Genomic DNA, 23178 nt, shown 5'->3' on the forward strand with positions numbered 1-23178 from the left:
AAAAGGACTTAGTCCTGTGCAATACAGAACTAAATCCTTTGCTTAAATTATTTGTCTAACTTTTTGGGGTCAGTACAAAGTTAGATTTTATCTGTCTAACTTTTGGGGTGCAGTTCATAAATAGCAATCTTTTTTCGTACTAGTTACGATAATAAGGGGAACCTTCAGCAGTTTGGTCTTGACCAATAACAAGGTAATCAGAGCCGTTACTACCTCCAGAAATCGCTCTCAATGCAGCTGAGCTTGTATCTGAGAATACTCCTGCATAAAAAATATTGTCTGAAACTCTTTGAGGCTTCAATTGAGCAGTATAACCTGTTGAGTTTTTAATAATTGTACCATCAGCATTAATTGTAACTGATTCACCATTCGCGTTAGTCCAAGTTCCCACAAGAGAGCTAATATCACCATTGTCAAGGGCACCAAAGTCAAGCGATGATTGACCGTTATTTGTGTTCTTCTCAGATGTAACATTATCTGTTCCAGCTGTTGCTTCAGCCACTTTACTACCTTGCGTAGCGCCTGCTTGAGCTTGTTCTTGAGAAGAAGCTTTAGGTGATACTGCTGAAGCCTGATTGTCATTTTCTTCATTTGAAACTGCCGAAGATGATGATTGAGTTGATTTCTTATCCTTCTTAACAGCTTTACTTGAGCTTGAAGATGATTTCTTGACCGTCTTGGCTGGGCTACCACTTGTGCTAACACGCGCTGACTCATGACTATTAAACTTAGTCACTAAGAAGACAGCGAGGATAACTACAATAAGAGCTGACACGATACCAATGAGTTTACTTGTATTTTTCATGAGTGAGATTCCTTTTCTGATAATTTACTAGGTTATTATAATACAAAAACAGCTAAATTTTTCATTGAAGTCATAAACAGTCGTTTTTTCGTCGTAATCAGAAAATAACATTTTAAAATAAAAATACTATATACATCAAACTGCCATGGGTTTTGGAACAAGCATCTTAGCAACAATCTCTTTTTGTTTAGCTTTTGAAACCAAGCATGACTCTCCGTTTTCAAAATAAATAATACCTAACTCTTTGTCCAATCTCACAATGTTTTCGGGATTTACAACAAATGATTTATGGCATTTATACAGTCTGCAATCTTGTTTCACAATTTTTGACAATTGACCATAGAACTCAATTTGCTCTTCTGTTGTATGAAGAATCACCTTATGAACTGTTGGAGATGTTTCAAAATAGAGAATCTTATGAAAAGGAACTTGTATAGTTGCATTCTTTGTATCTATAGTAAAAGCACACTCTATTCGGCTCAGACCATTTTTAGAAAGTGCTAATCCAATATCAGAAATAATCCTATCTTCATATTCAATATCAGGCAAATTCTTGTCAATAAAATCAAGTGCAGCTAAGCGATACTGAAAGGTTGATGGTAGGAGTTCGGGATGTGCTGTGATGAAAACAATACTAGCATAAGGATCTCGCTCACGTATCTGTTGAGCAACCAATATTCCCCCTTCGATATCACTATCAGTTGCAATATCTAGAAAAAACAGTAAGTGCGAACCCCTTTCCGTAATACACTCTAATAATTGATTGGGTTTATCGTATAAATCGACCTTCCCAATTCTTAAAATATATATTTGTTTAGACTTGTGGATAGCATCCTTAAGACGAGCTTGTTGAAAATAATCTTCTTCTAAAACAAAAATATCTAACATAATTGAACACCTCTAATTACAACATCCTTATTCTATAACTTAAGATGCTAGTTACTCATAGAACGAATCCTATACTTTCACCTTGATTTTACAACTTTCGCTAATTTACAGCAAATGTTTCTAAAACATATTAAACAATATATTGATTCAACTCTTGAAACTAAAAAACACCACCCTCAAAAGAGAGTGATGTTAAAACTCTTAAGAAATATCTACATAGCGTCTTGCACCGCTATAGGTTACATAAGACAACCAGGTGTGTCCATCAGCTGTTAGAACCTTGTCATAGCGAACGGACATGCCTTTATCATAGTAGGCTAACTCTGGACTTGCTACACTTGGTTGAGCTTTGATAGAACTAGGTTTGGTAAAGGTATAAGTACCAGTTGCAGCTAGGCTTGGACTTGCTGGTTGAGCAACTGCTGTTGCCTTACCATCAATAGCAACATAACGTCGGTTACCTCCATGGCTAACATAAGAGAGCCATGTATGACCATCTGCAGTCACCAATCTGTCATAGTTAACAGACATACCAGCATCATAGTAGGCCAACTCTGGACTATCTACACTTGGTTCTGCTTTAATGCTAGAGCGTTCTTTGAAAGTATAGGTACCAGATGATGGTGTGCTTGATTGAACAGGTTGTTCTACAGGTTTAGTCACACTCGTTGGTGTGATAGCCACATAGAAACGATGTCCTGAATAGCTGAGGTAAGAAAGCCATGTATAGCCATCATTATTGACAACCTTATCATAGTTGACTGACATGCCTGAATCGTAATAGCTAACATCTGGGTTGGCTACCAAAGGTTGAGTCTTGATGCCAGTACGAGCGGTAAAGGTATATGAACCTGAAGCTGGAAGGTTGTGGCGGGTTGCATTTTGAACTGGAACAGTTGTGCTAGTACCTCCGATTCCTACCATCTTACCGTCTTGAACATAATAGAGATGGACAATGTATTCACCTGCTTCAGCCTTATGGTCACTAACGTTGATACGAACCTTATAGCTACCATCACTTTGTCTGCTAGCTTGGTGCCATACAAGATCATCTTGACCATCTTTGGATGTCCAAACTGGAACACTCACGCCTTGGATAGCCTTGTCACCACCAGAAACATTGGTGATATGAACATCGAAACCGAGGTTAGATAGGTTTTCAATATTGATAGTGCCACTTGGTTTGCTTTCTTGTTGAGTAAGTTTTGCCACAACTACATAACGGCGGTTGCCATTGTAGCTGAGGTAAGAAAGCCATTGATAACCATCACCACTGACAATCTTGTCGTAGTTAACTGACATACCAGCATCGTAGTAGGCTAACTCTGGACTTGCCACACGAGGTTCTGCCTTAATGCTAGAGCGTTCTTTGAAGGTGTAAGTTCCTGCATCAGGAAGGCTATAGCTAGTAGTTGTATGAGCTTCTTCAACCTTAGCAGGAACTGTGTAAGTTGTGCCACCCACACCAACTAATTTACCATTAGTTTCAACATAGTAAAGATGAACATTGTAGAGACCACGTTCATTCTTGTGGTCAGTTAGACTGACGTTAACCTTGTAGTTACCGTTGTTAAGACGAGTCGCATTGTACCAGATGATATCATCTTGTCCATTCTTTTCAGACCAGATTGGAACAGATACCCCGAGGACACCGTTTTGATCTGAAACATTACTGATAACTACACTAAAGTCACCATTGTCATGACTTTCAATAGCGATATCGCCTCTTGGTTTAGCTACAGCCTCTGCAGCAGCACCTAGGTCGACGTAACGACGAGTACCATTGTATGACACATAAGAAATCCAACGGTGGTTGTCAGCAAGCAAAGATCTATCATAGTTGACTGACATGCCCGGATCAAAATTGAACTCAGTCTTGGCAGTCAAGCTAGGTTGATTCTTCACATCTGCAGGTTTAGTGAAGTAATAAGTACCACGTTCAGGGATGGTTTCATCTCTAGTCGCTTCAGAGTTGCTACTAGTGTCTTCAGCCTTCAATGCTGCGATATCAGCGTAGTAGCGTTCATAGTCGTAGCCAATGTAAGAAATCCATTGATGATTGTCTCTCTTCAAGACCTTATCATAGATAACATGGTCGCCCGCACTAAAGACAAAGGTAGGTTTGATATCCATGATAGGCGCTGTACGAATTTCAGTTGTGCGACGGAAATAATAGGTACCGTTTGATGGAATATCAAGAGAACCATCAGCAGTCACTGGACCATCCACACCAGGTTGAGGAGTATCCACAGCTTCACGGTCAGTAACTCTAGCTTCTGCTACTTCTGAAGTTGCTGAACGGTTAGTCTCACTTGCTACTTCAGAGCTAGCTACTGATGACACTTCAGAACGTGGGCTAGCCACTTCTGATCTAGAAACAGTAGCAACAGCAGATGCAGAATGAGCAACCTCTGCCGGTACTTCCAAAGAAGCAGCCTCGCTAGCCACTACACTATTAGCTTCAGAAGAGGCAACCTCACTGCTAGCAAGCTTAGGTCTTGGCGCTTCAGATCTTGAAGCTGGTTGATTGAGGACATCGGTAACAGCTTCTGAAGTTGCCTGGTCGATTTGAAGTGGTTCAGAATTATTTACAAAAACTTCATAGTCCTTGCTGGTACTTGTGCTGTTGGCTTGTTCCTGAGCCAAAGCATGTCCACCAAGCATCAAGCTCGCACCAATCAAGACTGATGCAGCTCCAAAAGAATATTTACGAATTGAGTAACGTTGACGTTCCTTAACAACATATGCCTTTCTCATTTTGATCACTCTCACTTTCTAGGCTGTTTGATAAAACTTGGAACCGTTTTCACATTTCTATTATACCCCTTTGAAATATTTTTTACAATTATTTCAATATTGTTACTAAACTTTATTTTGTAGAAAATTGATATCTAATTCTTTCAAATAACTATAATTAAGAAAAACCCCAAGAACTACCTGAGGGCTTTTGCTACATCTAATTCCTTGACACATTAAGCAAATCTGAATAGATTAATTAATTCATTCTGAGTTGATTTGACTATAGGTATCAATCTAGTCTAAGTCTGATTCATCATAAATGTATTCTTCTAAATGTTCAGTCACTGTAATCTCATCACAGGAGCTAACATTTTGAAAGTCCTTAATGTAAACAATTTTATACTGATTTGGTAGAAGTACAGGAAAGGCAATTGGCTCACCATTCTTACACACGCGAAACATCTGAAAGCTATCTGTTACGTTACTAATAAAGACAAACGGAAACAAATGAGGACTGGGAGAATTCAAATAGTGATAGATACCCTTTAAGGTACCACTAGTACTTCTTACTTCTCCTTGTTCTTTTTGAGACATTTTTAAAGTGTGCTCCTTCTACTACTTGTGATTTCCTTTTCTTAAGTACTGAGAGACAATACCATTAATCTAATTTATTGTAAACATGCATCCGACCATATATCGCATCAGAACCGAAACGAATCTGTCCGTTACTATCAAAGAAAATTGGGTCACTGGTTGGTCCATCATTATGAGCAAAACCTGCTACATAACCGCCATCTTGAGCAAAACCATTAAATAGCTGACTACTTGTATCACTATAACCACTTTCAGCACCAACACGGGTTACACTACCGGATGGGGATACTGTAATTGTGTCCCCTAAGTCATTTTGATAAGTACCAGCAACACTAGAGAAATCACCATTAGCCATTGCCGTAGCATCAACTACTGTGGTAGCTGGTGTTTGTTCCGCCGAAGCAGCTGGTTGTTCTGTCGTAGTTCCTTGATTTACTTCAGCTGTTTCTTCACTAGGATTTGTTGGAGCAACTTCTTGTTGAGTAGATCCAGAAACATTTCCGGCTGATGGTTGTGAAGCCGTTTCTCCAGAGGTTGCTTTTGAGACCTCTTCTGAACTAGAAGATTTTGTCTTTTGCTCAGACTTCTTAGTTTTTTCTTTTGAAGATGGTTTTGTCGATTTCACTTTCTGACTAACCTTACTAGAGCTCGATGTTAATGTAGCTTCCTTCTTGTTATTACCACATGCACCAAGTAATAGAACGGAAGTCAAAGCAAGTGCAGTTAAAGTTGTGAAACGTTTTGTAGCAGGTTTCATAATAATTCTCCTTAATACTCTATTTTAGACTGTGTCATTTTCAAAAATCTCGATGAAATAAGTTATATTCTTTAGTTCTTCTTATGGATATAATATACTGCATATTAGAAAAAAAGAACAGGACACGTATGTCCTGCTCTATTCTTTCATGGCATCTCTCATTTTCTCTGATATGATATCTGCTAAAGAGGTATCTCCTAATAATCTAGCCAAGATTATCCCTTCTTGATAGGCCTTTTTAGCCTCAAAAATATCATTCTTTACAACATATAGATATTGTCCCTCTAGCATTCTCAAAATTGGTTTTTTCTGATAATCTTGAGTTTCCTCCATAATGTGATGCAGTTGATTGAATGCTACTTCCGATAAATGAAACTTTTTTCGTTCATATTCAACTATTGGAACCATTAATAAGGCATCCCTAAGTAAAAATAAATACTCCGTGGGAATATTATCATAACTATTTATTAGATTTCTACAAATGGTATAAAAAGTCCCTTCACTAAACCCATCTGACCGCATGCTATCACCATCTCCTAACGAGATTTGATATAGTTCTATAAGTAGTAGGTCATTGATACCGTATACCCTTTTCTCACATAATGATGGTAAACTCTTCTCCAATATGCTCATGCCAAATTTTTGGTGTGTCTTTGAAGTATATGAGTAAAGTTTTGACTGTAAGATATCAACTACCCTCTGTTCATCAACTGGCAAATCATCATAATAGATATCAATAATTTTACCCAGCTTTTCGTCTAGTTTCATTAGGTTATTTGGCTTATCTAGACTAGTCGCATGCATCAATTGATATTTGAGATTGAGGTATTCTACCGGCAACTTTGAGCCTATAGCTCTCTCTCCAAGCAATTCCGATAAAGATATATTCAGACGTCTTGCCAAGTGCTCTAAGGTTTCTAGTTTAGGTTGAGACTTCCCTGTTTCTATACGTGTCAATTGTCGTACTGATAAAACCTCATCCCCTTCACAAAATTTTTCTTTAGTGAGTCCTTTTGCTAATCTCAACTCTCTTAACCGATGACCAAAGTCTTGTCCAAACATCGCTAGCTCCCTTTTACTTGAAACTATTATAATTTTTATGATTTGTAATAGTATACCACTCAGTATTCACTATTTCAATTATGAAACGAAAATAATCATTACTTTCAATACCACTTACAAAGAAAAAAGATAGGATTTTCATCCTACCTTTTCAAGTTACTTTTATTGTATCACATCTTAGAGCTGTTCTGCTACTGCTGAAAGAAGATCTTGGATACCATTGGCATCGCTACCACCGGCCATGGCCATATCTGGTTTACCACCACCACGACCTGATACGATTGGTGCGAGAACCTTGATAACATTACCTGCGTGAACATCTTTAGACTTGCTTGCTACGAGGACATTAACTTTTTCGCCAATGTGAGCTGCAAGGACAAGGACATCAGAGTAGTCTGCTTGTTTCCATTGGTCCGCAAAGGTACGAAGGGCACCTGCATCAGAAACTTCTACTTGGCTAGCAATGTAACGAACACCGTTAGCTTCTTTAACATCTTTGAAGACGTCACCAGCTGCAGCTGCAGCTGCCTTTTCTTTAAGCGCTGCATTTTCTTTTTGAAGGGCATGCAATTGCTCTTGAAGGCTAGCAACCTTGTTAGGCACTTCTTTCAATTGTGGTGCTTTAAGTGTTGCTGCGATTGCTTTGAGGGCATCTTCTTCTTCACGGTAAGCAAGGTAAGCTTCACGTGATGTCACTGCCAAGATACGGCGTGTTCCTGAACCGATACCCTCTTCTTTGACAATCTTGAACATACCGATTTCAGCAGTGTTGGCAACGTGCGTACCACCACAAAGCTCAACAGAGTAATCACCGATTGAAACGACACGAACATTCTTACCATATTTTTCACCAAAGAGGGCCATAGCTCCCATTGATTTAGCAGTGTCAATGTCTGTTTCAATAGTTGTTACTGGAGTAGCTTTCCAGATTTCTTCGTTGACTTGTTCTTCGATAGCACGCAATTCTTCTGGAGTTACAGCCTCAAAGTGAGTGAAGTCGAAACGCAAGAATTCTTGTTCGTTAAGAGAACCGGCTTGAACAGCATGATCACCGACGATGTTATGAAGGGCAGCGTGCAAGAGGTGAGTCGCTGTGTGGTTCTTCATGACACGGTGACGACGTGTGTGGTCAATTTCAAGTTTGTAGTTAGCTCCTACAACAAGTTCACCTTCAACTTCAACAGTGTGAAGGGCTTGTCCATTTGGTGCACGTTGAACGTCAACCACACGCGCAACGACTGTACCAGCTGCATCTGAGATTGTACCGTGGTCTGCTACTTGTCCACCCATTTCAGCGTAGAATGGTGTTTGTTCAAAGACAAGGAGGGCTTGACCAGAGTTAACACTATCATGACGAGCATCATCAGCAACGAGGACGCTCAAACGGCTTTCAGCAGTTTCCGCTTCATACAAGAACTCAGATGGTTCAGTGATGTTAGCGAGGGTTTCATTTTGCATACCCATAGAACCACCTTTGACGACGCTAGCACGCGCACGGTCTTGTTGTTCTTTCATGGCAGCTTTGAAACCTTCATGATCAATCTTGAAGCCTTCATCTTCAGCCAACTCTTCTGTCAATTCCACTGGGAATCCATAAGTATCGTAAAGTTTAAAGATGTCTTTACCTTCAAGCGTATCTTTACCAGATTTCTTAAGGTTAGTAAGAAGCTCGTCAAGCATGCTTGAACCTGCATCGATGGTACGTGCAAAGGTTTCTTCTTCACGTTTAACAATCTTCTCGATAAAGTCTTTCTTCTCAAGAACTTCTGGGTAATAGCTTTCCATAATTTGACCAACAGTTGGAACAAGTTTGTACAAGAAAGCATCAGAAATGCCGAGACGACGGCCGTGCATTACGGCACGACGGAGAAGACGACGAAGGACATAACCACGACCTTCATTACCTGGAAGGGCACCATCACCAATGGCAAATGCCAATGAACGGATGTGGTCAGCGATGACCTTGAAGCTCATTGTGTCACCATCTGGATCATAAGTTTTACCAGACATTTTTTCGATTTCACGAATGATAGGCATGAAGAGGTCTGTTTCAAAGTTTGTTTTAGCCCCTTGCATTACGGCTACAAGACGTTCAAGACCTGCGCCCGTATCAATGTTTTTATTAGGAAGTTCTTTATATTCTGAACGTGGAACAGCTGGATCTGCGTTGAATTGTGACAAAACGATGTTCCAAATTTCAATGTAACGGTCGTTTTCAATATCTTCTTCAAGCAAACGGATACCAATATTGTCAGGGTCAAAGTCTTCGCCACGGTCAAAGAAGATTTCAGTATCTGGTCCTGAAGGTCCAGCACCGATTTCCCAGAAGTTATCTTCAATTGGAATCAAATGACTTGGTTCAACACCGCAAGCAATCCAACGGTTGTATGAATCTTTATCATCTGGATAGTAAGTCATGTAAAGTTTGTCTTTTGGAAAATCAAACCACTCTGGGCTTGTCAAAAGCTCATAACCCCATTCGATAGCTTCATCACGGAAGTAGTCCCCAACTGAGAAGTTACCAAGCATTTCAAACATTGTGTGGTGACGAGCTGTCTTACCAACGTTTTCGATATCATTGGTACGGATAGCCTTTTGTGAGTTGGTGATACGTGGATTTTCAGGAATCACAGAGCCATCAAAGTATTTTTTCAAAGTGGCAACCCCTGAGTTAATCCAAAGAAGGGTTGGATCGTTAACTGGAACCAAGTTAGCTGATGGTTCAACAGCGTGACCTTTTGATTTCCAGAAATCAAGCCACATTTGACGAATTTGTGCTGAAGTAAGTTGTTTCATTGTTTCTCCTTAAATAAATGTTTCTTATTTTGAGCTATTCTCGAGCATTTCCACATAGTCAATAGCAACACACAGGGAAATGGCCAAATCGGCGTAAGTATTTTCATAAACAGTAACAGTATAGGTCGATGTCAGATGGAAGAGCTCCTTTTGAATCCTAGCAACTACCTGATTTTGACTATTAAGTAGTTGAAAATCCAAGTCCCAAATATTACCCTCTATTCGCAAGCCAAGATTATCGACATCATACTTATCACGAAGAAGGGTTAATTTTTTTCGAATGTAAAAACTCGAACCATCCTGCAAGTCTACTGTAAACTTAGGCAAGAGACTAAGCGGCTCCTTGGTGATATGACTAATCTCACGACCATCCTCACCAAAAATTGTAAAGGTCTTTGGAATCTTGAAAAAGGATCCTTCAACCTGATAGGCAACTCTACCTTGATCATCCTTGATATCAAAGCGTTCGCCACCCAATCGAAACTTCTGTTTGACAAAATAGGTTTTCATACGCTACCTCCAATATTGTCATACATTTCATTCAGAAAATACCCAAAGAATAAAAGACAAGACCACTAAACGAAGGGCGACGTGAACCGCGGTACCACCTTCATTCAATGAACTTGTCATTCTTATTTGTCTTTAATTGTGAACTTTGAGTAGCAAGTAACCAGATTCGTCCATGGCTCGCAACGACCGCCATTTTTCTGTATCAGAAGCGATGATTACCAATCTCAAAGGGAAGGCTAAAAATGTCATGATATTAGAACCTTCAGCCACTCTCCATTTTAACGTGTTTTAGGTCTTAGGTCAAGCTGATAATAGCATTATCAACTCTATCTTGTGATTTATTTGCTAGAGCTTGATGATGAACTTGATGAAGCTCCAGAACCAGTCACATACTGGTCAAGAATTGCGCTAAAGGCCTTATCTACAACTTTAACATTATATTTCTTAAGGACCTTAGCAATCACTGAGTTAGTGAAGTTAGTATCAGATTTCTTACCATTGATGATGACCTTAGTCAAATCATCCTTATAGTTTTTCCAATCTGCATTTTTCTCAGATTTTGAAACAGTTTTGACGATGTAGTAAGTTGCAGCACCAGTTGAGCTGTTTGAAACAGTCACTACGTCAGAAACGGCATTAGCATCTTGTTTGAAAGCTGCTGTCAAAACATCTGCTGGGAAGTCTTGAGAAGCAGAGTTAACTGTCTTAGAAGTCACTTCCAAGCTGTTATCTTTAGCTACTTGTGAGAAATCTGCTCCTTCTGCCTTAGCTTCAGAGTCTACTTTATCTGCAACTGCTTTATCAGTAGTTGAAACCACTTGCACCTCTGTATTTGGTGTGTAGTTATCATAGGCAGCCTTGTAATTTGCTTCCGTCAAATCTTTTTGTGCGGCTTGGTTAACAGCATACTCAACCAATTTTTGTGTACGGATTTGATTACGGTATGACTCTTCTGTTTGACCATAGGCTGCAAGTACTTGTGAGAATTGATCTCCGTATTGTTCTGAAGCTTGCTTATAAGCTTTGTCAACGTCTTCTTTGCTGACCTTGCTACCATATTCTTTTTCAAGAGCCTTTTGCAAAGTTGCACTCAAAACACTTTGTTGTGTTTGGCTGCTACCTTTAAGTGAATCAAAAACATCACCAACAGTAACAGTATCACCTTTCATAGATACCAAAGTTGTTTCTTCAGTTGTTTTGTTACCTAGAGAAACATACATAGCACCTGCACCAACGAGAGCTGAAACAGCTACAAGGGCAAGACCCCCAAGGAAGCGACCACCTGAGCTTGGTTTACCAGCATCACGTGTCTTTTTAGTTTTAGCACGTTTAGCTTTTTCTTTCGCTTTTTCACTGGCGAGGGCGATGCTTTCCTCTTCTTCTTTTTGGCGATCAAGATGCTCTTGTTCTGCGTCTTTGTCTGCTACAACCTCTTCAACAGTTTCTTCTGTTGACTCAAGGTTTTCATTTTCTTTAGCCATTCTATCTACTCCTTAAATTGTCAATATCTTTGTTATTATACCACACTTACTTAAATAATGCTTAATCTGGCAAGATAATATTTTCAGAATTTTTCCGAAGCATAAGAAGTCCGTCACTCATAGGGACCAAACTAGCAGTCAATCCAGGGTTATCTAAGGTCGCATCAAAAAGACGATGCAAGCCACGGTAAATCGTACGCTGACCACGACGAACCTCCATGATGTCTTTGGCAATATCCCCCCCTTGGAAGATATCATCAAAGACGATGACACCACCTACCTTGAGACGTTTTAGAATTTCAGGCAGAAAGACGATATATTTAGACTTGGCTGAGTCCATAAAGACAAAATCATAATCAGTGTCCAAATCTTGCAAAACTTCTGCTGCATCTCCTTCAACCAAGGTAATTTGTTTGCGACTGTCATACTTGGCTAGATTTTCCTTGGCAAAGCCAATCATTTCTTCATTACGATCAACCGTCGTAATCTGAGCATCAGGTGCATACTCAGCCATAAGAAGGGCTGAAAAACCAATAGCTGTTCCTACCTCAAGGATTTTCTTAGGCTGCAAGGTCTGCAACAAAAATCGGAAATAAGCAACAACTTCGTGCTGGATAATTGGAATATTTTCCTTACGAGCAAAGGCCTCCAGTTCAGCCAAATGCCCTTTATTTTCCTGAAGATGCGTTCGCATGTAGTCCACGATATCCTTGTTGACTACAGGACGTCGCATGTTGTGATTTGCGTTTTTACTATATGATTTAACCATGTGTTTTATTATATAAAAAATCCCTAGCGAGTACTAGAGATATTTCTTATCTATAAACCAAATCGTAATTATTAAGCCACTTGACTGATGACCTTCTTTTTCACGAGATAGGAAATGACCAAAGCTACCATGTAAAGAGCGATGAAAACAAGAAGTGTCATCTGGTAAGATTTTGTCAATTCATAAGTTACCGATAAGAGCATCGGCCCCACTAAGGCTGCCATAGCCCAGGCAGTCAGAATATAACCATGAAGGGTAGCCAACTCCTTTGCCCCAAAGATATCACTGAGGTAGGGAGGAATCAAGGAGAAGCCTGCCCCGTAACAAGTCATCAGAACAGCCATCGCAACCACAAAGACAAGTGGCACTTGCAGGACAATTAGGAGGACGGCCATAACAATATTAACCACAAAGAGGAGAATAAAGGTCTTCGGACGCCCAATATAATCCGACAAGCCTGCCCACAGAAGGCGACCAAAACCATTAAAGATTCCCATAACACCTACAACAACCGCCGCTGATTCCGCTGACATCCCAACCATATCTTGAGCCATTGGAGAAATAGCAGAGACAAGGGCTAAGCCACATGAAATATTGATAAACAGAATAAGCCATAACCAGTAGAAAGTTGACGATTTCAGGGCCTCATTAGCCGTAACCCCTTTACTTAAATCAGCAGCTTGACGGTTTGGTCTCTTGTCGGCCAACAGTTGTACTTCCTCTACACTTGGACGTTTAATGAATTGTGAGACAAAAAGCATAACAACAAAATAAACAACCCCCAAGATATAAAAGGTCTGCTCAACACCACGTGCCTGAATCAGATATTGAGCAATGGGACTAGTTAGCAGCGAGGCAAAGCCAAAGCCCATAATGGCAAGGCCAGTCGCAAGGCCACGCTTATCAGGAAACCACTTAATAATAGTTGAAACAGGTGTAATATAACCCACACCCAGTCCTAGACCACCAAGAATACCATAACCAAGATAAAGCATCCACAGCTCTCCATGAGCAATGGCAACTCCTGTCAGAATATTTCCCCCAGCATAGAGAACAGCCGACATACTTCCAGTCACCCTAGGACCAAATTTTTCAACCAGTCGTCCCATGAAGGCTGCAGAAAGACCAAGACAAAAGATAGCTAGTGAGAAGGCAAATGAAACTGAGGACTGATCCCAGCCAGTCTGGGCCATAATAGGATTACGATAGATACTCCAAGCATAGGTAGACCCCAACATGAGATGGAGTAAGACACCACACGTTGCTACAAGATAACGATTGGTTGTTTTCACAAAAACCTATTTTCTATTTCTGAACATTGTTCACTTATCAACTGTAAAACGTTAGGTTTTTAGTCAATCATGAATATAAACTAGGGGCTATAAATATGCTCATCCATATATTTCCATATCAATTAGAACTTATATTCTAGTAAATGTTCGTTTTTAAACATAAAAAGAATCATCCTGATTCAGAATGATTCTCTCTTATAGTGACTTCTTTTTAAGAAAGGTGAACACCTTTTTCAACCAAGGCTTCCAATTCAACGAGACGGTCTTCAAAGACTTTAAAAGCTGCATCCAAGTAGTCGGTATTGGTCATATCAACCCCAGCTTTCTTGATGACTTCCAAAGGATAATCTGAGCTTCCTGCCTTGAGGTAAGTAAGGTAAGCTTCTTTATCTTCTTCAGTACCGTGAACAATTTTTTCAGCCAAGTAGCTTGCTGCTGCAAACCCTGTAGCGTATTGGTAGACATAGTAATTCATGTAGAAATGCGGAATACGTTCCCACTCAAACTGAATTTCGTAGTTATCTTCAGCTTTAAGGTTATAGTATTTCTCATTGAGATCTGCGTAAAGCTTATTCATGAAGTCGGCTGTCAAGATTTGACCAGATGCATCTGCCTCATGGATAGCATGTTCAAACTCAGCAAATTGTGTTTGACGGAAGACAGTTCCCTTGAAACCATCCAAATAGTGGTTAAGAATAGCAAAGCGTGTCTTGTCATCTTTAACCTCTTTAAGAAGCGTTTCTGTCAAGATATTTTCATTGGTTGTAGATGCAATTTCTGCCAAGAAGATTGGGTAATCTCCGTAAACATACGGTTGAGTCTGACGTGTGAACGTTGAGTGCAAGCTGTGGCCAGTCTCGTGAACCAAGGTAAAGAGGTTGTCCAAAGTGTCTTGCCAGTTCAAAAGCATGAAAGCATTGGTATCATAGGCACCACCTGAGTAGGCACCTGAACGTTTTCCTTTGTTAGGGTGAACGTCAATCCAACGTTCCGTAAAGGCTGCATGAACCCCTTTACTATACTCTTCACCAAAGATTGCCAAGACCTCTTCTGCTTTCTTGAGAGATTCTTCATAAGTAAGAGCAGTTTCAGTCTCAGAAAGTGGTGTATAGACGTCATACATCTTAAGCTCGTCAAGTCCCAAGACCTTCTTACGCAAATTAAGGTAACGGTGCAAAAGTGGCAAATGCTTGTTCACTGATTCCAAGAGTGAGTCATAAACACTCTCTGGAATAAAGTTAGCCGCAAGTGCTGCATGACGTGCTGAATTATAGTGACGAACTTTGGCTTGGTAATTGTGAACCTTAACAACGCCTTGAAGTGTTTGTGCATAGGTATGTTGGAACTGCTCGTAAGTACCGTACATCGCTTCATAAGCACCCTTACGAATGTCACGGTCCTTAGATTCCATGAGGGTGATAAAGTTACCATGTGTCAACTCAACCACATCCCCTTGGCCATCTGATACCCATGGGAAGAGGATATCAGCATTATCCAAGACATTAAAGGTATCCGTTGGACCGTTGAAAATATCACCGGCTGCTGCCAAGAGTTCTTCCGCTTCTTGAGAAAGAACGTGGTCCTTGTTTGCCAAGAGACGTTCGAAATAGTGGTCATAAAGTCCAAGCTCTGGTTCCTCTGCTTTGAAGGCTGTTAACTTTTCAGCATCCAAGGCCATAAATTCAGGCTCAAAGTAAGCAAAGGCTTCACTCAACTGTGAATAAAGGTTTGAGGCCTTTGCTTGGTACTCTTGATACAGACCTACTGTTGTGTCTTGGTCATTTTTCATTGACGCATAGACATAGATTTTCTCCAAGCGACGCATAAGGCTCATATAAAGTTCTGTTGCCCCAAGCAAGTTCTTAGCAGAATCCAAGAGATGACCTACATAAGCACTAGCCTTCTTCAAATCCTGAACAGTGCTTTCATATTCGGTCTCCCAATCTGCATCTGTCGCAAAAATGGTCGTCAAATCCCATGTGTATTTTTCTTCTAAATGAGTACGATTGTCTGACATAATATTCTCCTTAATTGTGTCTATTCTTTTCTATTTTAGCATAAAAGGTGGGAGGGTAGAGAGTTTGTCGATAAGAAAAATGACTTTTTCGATAATATTGCTTAAAAAGCTTTTCAAAACCTTCAAGTGACTGTCCGATTTGGACAAATCCTTGCTTAGATTCGGGAAATCTCACTTGTGGAAAAAAATCCTGATCAGACAAACTCAACAAATTCATTCCCTTAAGATAAGCCTCCTCCTGCCTTCTCATCCACCTTGGATTTTTCCCCATTAATTCTCGTTGAATTACCTGTGAGACCTTCTTTCGCTGAGTTACTTGATAAGTCTCAACCTGCTCTGCTTGATAAGGAAAACGTAAAACTGTCATGAGATTTTCGGTTAACGGCCAAGCCTTAGTTAAATAATAGACTTTCCCAAAAATATCCTCATAGATAAGATACTTAAGTCTAATTTCCTCACGCTTCCAATCAAGCTCCCATAGGTGAAATCCTACCTTAGCTGTAAAATAGAGAAAGTCCCGCTGTAAACCAGTTAAACGCTGACCCAACCAAAGGTCTTCGCCTAAAAGCCAGCGCACCTCGTAACCCGCTTGATGATAAGCATGTGTCCTCTCTCTCAAACGTTGCTGGGATAAACGAGAACACTGGACTTCCAGAGCTAGGGAATCGCCAACAAATAAATCTGCAATTTGCCCCATCTCAGGCAAAACCTTTTCAATCCATACTCTTTCACCATGATTAACCAAGGATTTATATAAAGCTGACTTAAGCGATAGATGTTGGGCAGATTCATTCTCCGAGAAGAACTGACAATCTTGCAAAGACTTATGAGCAAAATGTGGACACATCACCTGACCCTGTCTCAGAAGGACAACTCCTTGGCAGCCCGGACAGCAATAAGAATCCTTACGATTCAAACTAGTTTCTAGAGCTGAAACGAGATTTCCTTTCTGATTTCTTGCAATTAACATAACTCTCTCCTTCGTGCACTCTCTTACTTATTCGTAAAAGAATTCACAAAATAAAAAAACATCTAGATTACTCTAGATGCGTCCCCCATTCAAACTGAAACTTGCTCCCTGCTGTATGGAAACTTAGGTTTATAGGTGTATTGCTTACCTTGGGATACAAGTGCCGCTCAGTCCATTTGATCTCTTTTCAAAAATCTCAATTCTTCAAGGAAAATCCCCCAATTTTCCTAGGAATCAGGATCTTGAAAACAGTTTCTATCCCACATAGCCATTAAAAATAGCTATTGTAGCATAGACAGATGCTCTCACAAACATCTGGTCAAATTCCGTCACTGAAGCATCATCCCAATATGCTTATCACCCTTTTGTTCCGCAATCCCACTAAAAACTTAATCCTTGAGTTGATAATGAGATAAAACAATTTTTAGACTTTTACAAGTTAAAGTCTTTATTTACTAACATTGAACCACCATTTCCCTAGGTGCAGTTCAATACCAACAAACGCAAAACCGTGTTGGTCCAAAATGGTTTCTAGTTAAGAGTATCTTGTGATTGATAGTCAGTCAATCTGAAGAACTTTCCCTCTAGCTTCTTTACGCAGCACGTCATACTGCTTACAAGATACTATTTCCTAGAAGAGTATTGGCTAAAAACGCCACTCTCAAAACATACCACCTATCAGTCATTAGGTTTAGTCCACCTTCTGATAGGTATATTAGCAGTTACTGCTTTATTTTCTTTCCCTCTTCGCTTTTGACGATTAGTCTCTACCAATTCTGCTGTTTTTGAATCTGTCGTTTGCTCTACACGGATTAAAAATACCGCTAGCTCCCGCTACGATGATGCTGATGTTTTAAATCGATTAATCTAATTTTTTGCTGTTTAAATCTTCTCTTTTTTAAATCATCACAATGAAACATTGGAATTTGATAACTTAGAATTCCAGATTCTAAGCTAGTCCTTTTTGACTAGGGAGTCACCCTGCCAAAAAAACAAACTCTTCCTAACACAATCTATTATACTGTATTATAATTTTTTGTCAATTAATTTATTTCATATTTTTTGAAAATAATATTTACACCCTCATTTTACACATAGTTAACTATAGAGAAAAGCTTATAATATAGGCTTTTCTTGCGATTTTGAAAAAATTAGAAAATGTATATCATTTTTTCTTTTTTCAGTCTAAATCAAGTAATTTTAGGAAATGTCAGAAAATTTCATCTTTATTGTTTCTGGTTAACTTGATTTTTCCAAACTAAAAAAACTAGGAAATTTTCCTAGCTTTTTTATGTATTATCTTAGTGTTTACGTTTGTAAGTTGAAATACCGAACAAGGCCAAAGCTGATGTCACCATAGCTGCACCTGCTGCTGCAGAAGCTGCTGTTGATTTTTCACCAGTAGATGGAAGAGCTGGAGCTTCTTCTTTTACAGGTACTGATGTTGGTGTTACAGGTTTACCTGGTGTAGGTTCTGTTGGAGTTGTTGGTACTTGAGGTTTTGGTTTCTCAGTTGTTTCTTCAACAGATACAAAGTTTTTGTGGTAAGTAACTTTTGCTGAAACAGTGTTTGGAAGAACTGGTTTGTTTGGTTCTTCTGGCAATTCAGGAACAACTACTGTTGAGTTAGTTGCGAACCAGTAAGCAGTTGGAACGTTAAGGTTATTTCCGCTTACGATGAAGTCCATTGGTTCACCCTTGAAGATTGTTGCAGCAGCACCATAGTAGGCATTCTTCGTACGAGGTGTTCCGTCTGGGTTAATCGCATCCCAACCTTCATCTGTAACTTCACCAGTTGTTGGATCCACTGTTGGGTCACTGTTAAAGCGTGAACCGTTAGCCACAAATTCGTTATCGTTTGTTGCATAAGCATAACCATCTTCATGCAAAATGATAGATGAACCAGGAATTTGAACGTATTCATTACCATTCAAACCAACTTTTTCAATGTGGTTTCCAAGTTCAGTGTTCCAGTGGTTAAGTGATGAGATACTCAAAACTGATCCGTTCTTAGACAAATCAAGTGGTGTCACTGATGACTCAGAATCAAAGAAGTTCAAGTTCATCTTAACGTGAAGTTTTTTGTTAGTGTCGTCAGTTTGTGAACCAATGAAAAGTGTCTTAGTTGGATCGTGGTACAACTTAACAATGGCTGAACCATCTGCACTTGGTGTTTCTACCAAAGTGTAAGTTGCAACGATTTTCTTAACTGGAGTACCATTGAATGATGTTCCGTTTAGGTTGTTGTATGTTACAGTCAATGTTTGACCTGTAGCCATCTTCAACCATACATCTTCAGTGTATTCACCGTCAGCATTGATAGTGTACTGTGTACCGTTAGCTGCGCTGAAGTCACTTGGAATGTAACGAGATGTGTTGAATTGTTCAAGGATTTCATCTACTGAGTGACCTGATTGGATTGTTTTATCCAAGTAGTCAACAGAACCTGCTGAGTTTTCAACAGTCATAGTAGCATCAGATTCTGTTTTATAGATCAAGCCAGTAGCATTTTCAGCCAATCCTTTTGTCAAAAGACGAGCAGTTGTTCCACCAGTGTATTCTTTATAAGCTTTTTCCCAAGCAGCATAAGCAAGAACGTCTTGGTAGTATTTATCCAATTGTGTCTTGTAATCTGCAAGTTTTTGTTTATATTCTGAAACCGCAGTTGTCAAAGCTGTTGTTTGAACTTTATTGTCATTGTTAGCAGCTTCAACGCTAGTGTGTTTAACACCTGCTTCTTCTGTAGCTGTGAATCCCCCTGTTGCAACAACATTTGCTTTAGCAGATGTAAGAGCTGCATCAGCTTCTTCACGAGTCAATTTATTTTCAGAAACAACTGTATTTGAAGCTTCTTGAGCATCTTTAGCTGCTTGATTTTGGACAGCTTTAACATCAGCAGAATCTTTTGATGCTGCTGCAGTCGTTGTTGCAGCTTCAACAGCATTATCGAAGTCAGGATTTGAAACTTCAGCAATAGCTTTAGTTGTTGTTTTTACAGTAGTATCTGTTTCAGTAGTAGTTTTTTCTTCTGTTCCAGGTACTGTAGTAACAACTGCTGCATCACCTGTTGTTTTAACAAGGTTAGCACTTGATTCTGCAGCCGTATTTGATACGGTTGCATCAGTATCAGTAGTTGTTGTTACATCTTTAGCTTCATCCGCAGCTGCTACGCTTGTAGCCGCGAGCCCTGCAAGCAATACGCTTGAATACAATGTTGTTTTAAATGGATTGACTTTCATTTACACTTTCTCCTTCTTGGTTAACATTTTATTAACCTATTTTCTTCACCGTTTAATATACTACCGTGATTTTCAAAATTTGGCAATAGTTTTCTGAAAAAAATATTATATATTTGCTACATGTTTTTAAAATTTGACACACTTTTGTTATATTTTAATCATTTCTTTACAATAAAGAGTAATTAGTAAGGATTTTACAGAGTTTTTTACTTAATACTTTCTTATAACTGTTCATTTATTTCTCATAATAAACTGTTTCAACGATAGAATAGGCTTCCTATTAGAAGCAGGTCATCAATAACTGGCCTCTTCATAACTAAAAACACATAAAAAATACCTTCAAGACCTTGACTTTAAGCGTTTTTCGTCGTATGCTTGAAAAAAATGTTAAGAAAGTTGGGGGACTTTTCAATGACAAAAAAAGAAATGAGATTGCTGATCCTTCTTGGGATTAGTATTATTTTAGCGAACCTTGTACTTCGTTTGCTTCTTAAGCCACTGCCAGAGGAGATAGCCTTTCTCATAAAGACACTAGGCCTAGGGTGTGGCTACTATTTCCTAGTCCATAAGCGACTAGGATTAAAAATAAAATCAACTAAAAAGATCAGTTGGTCTGAAACCTTAAGTGTATGTTGGTTGGTTCTTTTAGCAGATTTCTTCTATCTTTCTGCGGGTGCTTTTGGTATCATTAAGGCACCTCACATGATAGGAACTGCCTTGACTATTGCCTTAGGGGCTGGTTTTTTCGAGGAATATGTTTCTCGCGGACTCTTCCTTAAAATCGCCTTCCAAGATGGTGTTAAATCTTCAAAACAGGTTTTAGGTGTCGTTCTCCTATCTGCCTTATCCTTTGGGTTGGCTCATCTTGTAAATCTCACTCATCAACCCTTGAATGCTACTCTGTTTCAGGTTTATTATGCGACAGCTATAGGTATATTCTATGCGGCTATTTACTTACGTACTGGTAGCCTGTGGTGGACTATTGTCCTGCACTGTTTGATTGATTTTGCTAGTGTACTTCTCTCACAATCAACACAGGCTGCTCCAGCTACAAGTGTCTGGAATTTCATTGTTTGGTTACCACTGATTGCTATAGGGCTCTTCCTCATTCGTCCTAAAAAACTGAAAGCCATTAGATATCTTAATGACTAATATTTAAAACTGCATCCTACAAGTTAGATTTTTAGTGTCTAGCCTGTGGATGCAGTTTTTCTTTTATCAGAACTATTTTCTTAGAGCTCAGCTCACTTTCCATTATTATTTCTAAAACGACTTAATCATAGAAATTTCATATCAGGTCTTCATCTATTCCTATCAGAATTTTGCTGATTTTAGACTTCTCATTTTGTTATAATATGACCTACAATCATATTTTTCAAAGGGAATGCTTATGAATTTTCAACAATGTCGCTATGTTCAGACTATCGCTGAAACAGGGTCTTTTAGTAAGGCTGCCAAAAAACTCTTTTTGACTCAGCCTAATCTCTCAGCATCCATCCGTGATTTAGAGGAAGAACTTGGAGTCCAACTCTTTGAGCGTTCCAATACAGGAGCCAAACTAACTGATGACGGTCATGATTTTCTCAAATACGCCAAACGTATTCTTGGAGAGTTAGATCTCCTAGAGGGACGCTACCGTAAATCATTCAAGAAATCATTCACTGTTGCCAGTCACCACTACGATTTCTTATCACTTCCCATGGCTCACATTGCCCAACGTTTTCGTAGTGACTATCAAGAATTTCAACTGATTGAAACAACGACTAGGAAGATTCTCAAAAGCGTTGAAAGCTTCGAAAGTGACCTGGGGATTATTTATCTAGATGAAGACAACGACCATATCCTAGAACGCAGTTTTCAACACATGGATCTGACTTTCACCCCACTTGGAGAGTTTGAAACTAAGATTTTCTTAGGTCGCCAACATCCTCTAGCTCACAAAAAATCCCTCAACCTCAAAGATTTAGAGGGATACCCACAGGTCCGCTTTCGTCAAGAAAGCTCTGGAATCCATTTTGACGAAGATCCTCTCGAGGTTCTGCCTGACCAACAAGTGATTTACAGTAATGACCGAGGTAGTGTCATGAATTTGCTCTGTGCCTCAGATAGTTACGCTTCTGGTCTCGGTATTGTTAATAGTTTCATTAAGGACCAAATTGTTTTACTTCCACTGAAGAACAGTCCAAAGCACACCTTGGGCTTTGTGACCAATAATAAACAGAAACAATCCGCAATTATTCAAGCATTTATCGAGGAAATTCAGGATAGCTTACTACCCCACCACTAAGGAGAAGAAAATGGAATTTCAAACACTTAATAATGGCATCAAAATACCTGTCCTTGGTTTTGGTGTCTGGCAAATTTTCGATCAAAAAGAATGTCAAAAAGCCGTTGAAGATGCTCTTTCTGTAGGCTATCGATTGATTGATACTGCTAGCCTTTATCGAAATGAGGAAGCCGTGGGACGTGCCATTAAGGCACCTGGTATCCCTCGCGAGGATATTTTCCTGACTAGTAAGGCCTGGATTAGCCAGCTAGGCTACGAAGATACCAAATTAGCCCTAAAAGAAACACTTCGCAAACTAGATACTGACTATCTTGATTTATATTTGATTCATCAACCTTTTGGCGACTTACATGGTGCCTGGCGTGCTATGATTGAGCTTAAGCATGAAGAACTTATTAGAGCCATTGGTGTTTCTAACTTCTCAACAGGGCGTTTGGCGGATTTTGCCTTGCAGACACCTGTCATTCCAGCAGTCAATCAAATCGAGTTGCATCCCTATAAACAACACAAACTGATCCAGAAAGCTGATAAGGAATTTGGCACCCTAACGCAAGCCTGGGCTCCTTTTCATAGAGGAGAGGATAGTATTTTTCAGGACCCAACTCTAACTGCTATTGCTGAAAAACATGGCAAGACAGTTGCCCAGGTCATCCTCAGATGGCAAACCCAACAAGGCATCTTGACCATTCCTAAGAGTACCCATATCGAACGGATGAAGGAAAACTTTAATAGCTTTGACTTCCACCTAGACCAAGTAGACCTTGACGCTATCAGTAAACTAGACCGATACCCAAATGCTTATGGACCTGATGAAAGTGTGGAACGCATTAAACATTTATTGAAATATAGTGTATAAAAAAACGAGTTCGACTGAACTCGTTTTCTTATACACTAGGTCCTCTTAAGACTTTCCTTAAGAGTAGATCATTCCGATTTTAAGGAAGCAAAACTTTCGAGCACTCAACAAAGATC

At 39.5% G+C, this 23178-nt stretch carries 18 protein-coding genes; 3 read left to right on the forward strand and 15 right to left on the reverse strand.

Features of this window, described 5'->3' with window-relative positions; all coding sequences use genetic code 11:
* Positions 1-139 precede the first annotated feature (139 nt).
* The 15 genes from H7T98_RS06740 to H7T98_RS06810 form a co-directional block, all read right to left on the reverse strand.
* Positions 140-805, reverse strand: a complete 666-nt coding sequence (locus H7T98_RS06740) for a DUF6287 domain-containing protein (RefSeq protein ID WP_201061545.1) — start codon at positions 803-805, stop codon at positions 140-142.
* Between the two features lie 135 nt (positions 806-940).
* Positions 941-1693, reverse strand: a complete 753-nt coding sequence (locus H7T98_RS06745) for a LytTR family transcriptional regulator DNA-binding domain-containing protein (RefSeq protein WP_201061547.1) — start codon at positions 1691-1693, stop codon at positions 941-943.
* 201 nt (positions 1694-1894) lie between these two features.
* Complete coding sequence (locus tag H7T98_RS06750; protein WP_201061548.1) at positions 1895-4450, reverse strand: SH3 domain-containing protein; 2556 nt, start codon at positions 4448-4450, stop codon at positions 1895-1897.
* A 276-nt stretch (positions 4451-4726) separates the two neighbouring features.
* Positions 4727-5026 (reverse strand): hypothetical protein, encoded by a 300-nt coding sequence (locus H7T98_RS06755; protein WP_175057430.1) that lies wholly within the window; start codon positions 5024-5026, stop codon positions 4727-4729.
* A 64-nt stretch (positions 5027-5090) separates the two neighbouring features.
* Entirely contained in the window at positions 5091-5783 is a 693-nt protein-coding gene (locus H7T98_RS06760; RefSeq protein WP_048676274.1) for a DUF6287 domain-containing protein, read from the reverse strand.
* Between the two features lie 138 nt (positions 5784-5921).
* Positions 5922-6845, reverse strand: a complete 924-nt coding sequence (locus H7T98_RS06765) for a helix-turn-helix domain-containing protein (RefSeq protein ID WP_201061550.1) — start codon at positions 6843-6845, stop codon at positions 5922-5924.
* Between the two features lie 177 nt (positions 6846-7022).
* Entirely contained in the window at positions 7023-9641 is a 2619-nt protein-coding gene (gene alaS, locus H7T98_RS06770; protein WP_201061552.1) for an alanine--tRNA ligase, read from the reverse strand.
* Between the two features lie 24 nt (positions 9642-9665).
* Positions 9666-10151 carry an LURP-one-related/scramblase family protein gene (locus H7T98_RS06775; protein ID WP_064520603.1) on the reverse strand — a complete coding sequence of 162 codons (486 nt, stop codon included), beginning with the start codon at positions 10149-10151 and terminating at the stop codon, positions 9666-9668.
* A gap of 132 nt (positions 10152-10283) precedes the next feature.
* Positions 10284-10421 (reverse strand): hypothetical protein, encoded by a 138-nt coding sequence (locus tag H7T98_RS06780; RefSeq protein ID WP_158084691.1) that lies wholly within the window; start codon positions 10419-10421, stop codon positions 10284-10286.
* 68 nt (positions 10422-10489) lie between these two features.
* Complete coding sequence (locus H7T98_RS06785; RefSeq protein ID WP_014633987.1) at positions 10490-11632, reverse strand: peptidyl-prolyl cis-trans isomerase; 1143 nt, start codon at positions 11630-11632, stop codon at positions 10490-10492.
* 61 nt (positions 11633-11693) lie between these two features.
* Positions 11694-12401, reverse strand: coding sequence for an O-methyltransferase (locus H7T98_RS06790; protein ID WP_014633986.1), 708 nt, complete (start codon positions 12399-12401; stop codon positions 11694-11696).
* 71 nt (positions 12402-12472) lie between these two features.
* Complete coding sequence (locus H7T98_RS06795) at positions 12473-13693, reverse strand: MFS transporter (protein ID WP_201061554.1); 1221 nt, start codon at positions 13691-13693, stop codon at positions 12473-12475.
* 211 nt (positions 13694-13904) lie between these two features.
* On the reverse strand, positions 13905-15710 hold the full coding sequence (gene pepF, locus H7T98_RS06800) for an oligoendopeptidase F (protein ID WP_201061556.1): 1806 nt from the start codon (positions 15708-15710) through the stop codon (positions 13905-13907).
* Positions 15711-15720: 10 nt separating this feature from the next.
* Positions 15721-16680 (reverse strand): competence protein CoiA, encoded by a 960-nt coding sequence (locus H7T98_RS06805; RefSeq protein ID WP_118188936.1) that lies wholly within the window; start codon positions 16678-16680, stop codon positions 15721-15723.
* Between the two features lie 1301 nt (positions 16681-17981).
* On the reverse strand, positions 17982-19919 hold the full coding sequence (locus H7T98_RS06810) for a GbpC/Spa domain-containing protein (protein ID WP_201061559.1): 1938 nt from the start codon (positions 19917-19919) through the stop codon (positions 17982-17984).
* A 411-nt stretch (positions 19920-20330) separates the two neighbouring features.
* Between H7T98_RS06810 and H7T98_RS06815 the strand changes: the two genes are divergently transcribed.
* The 3 genes from H7T98_RS06815 (at position 20331) to H7T98_RS06825 (ending at position 23062) form a co-directional block, all read left to right on the forward strand.
* A complete protein-coding gene (locus H7T98_RS06815; RefSeq protein WP_201061560.1) occupies positions 20331-21071 on the forward strand; it encodes a CPBP family intramembrane glutamic endopeptidase in 741 nt (246 codons plus the stop codon).
* A 238-nt stretch (positions 21072-21309) separates the two neighbouring features.
* Positions 21310-22206 carry a LysR family transcriptional regulator gene (locus H7T98_RS06820; RefSeq protein ID WP_002885507.1) on the forward strand — a complete coding sequence of 299 codons (897 nt, stop codon included), beginning with the start codon at positions 21310-21312 and terminating at the stop codon, positions 22204-22206.
* A gap of 10 nt (positions 22207-22216) precedes the next feature.
* A complete protein-coding gene (locus H7T98_RS06825; RefSeq protein WP_201061562.1) occupies positions 22217-23062 on the forward strand; it encodes an aldo/keto reductase in 846 nt (281 codons plus the stop codon).
* The last annotated feature ends 116 nt before the right edge of the window (positions 23063-23178 follow it).

Source organism: Streptococcus sp. 23.2, assembly GCF_016648665.1.
In the GTDB taxonomy this organism is placed as follows: Bacteria; Bacillota; Bacilli; order Lactobacillales; family Streptococcaceae; genus Streptococcus; species Streptococcus salivarius_E.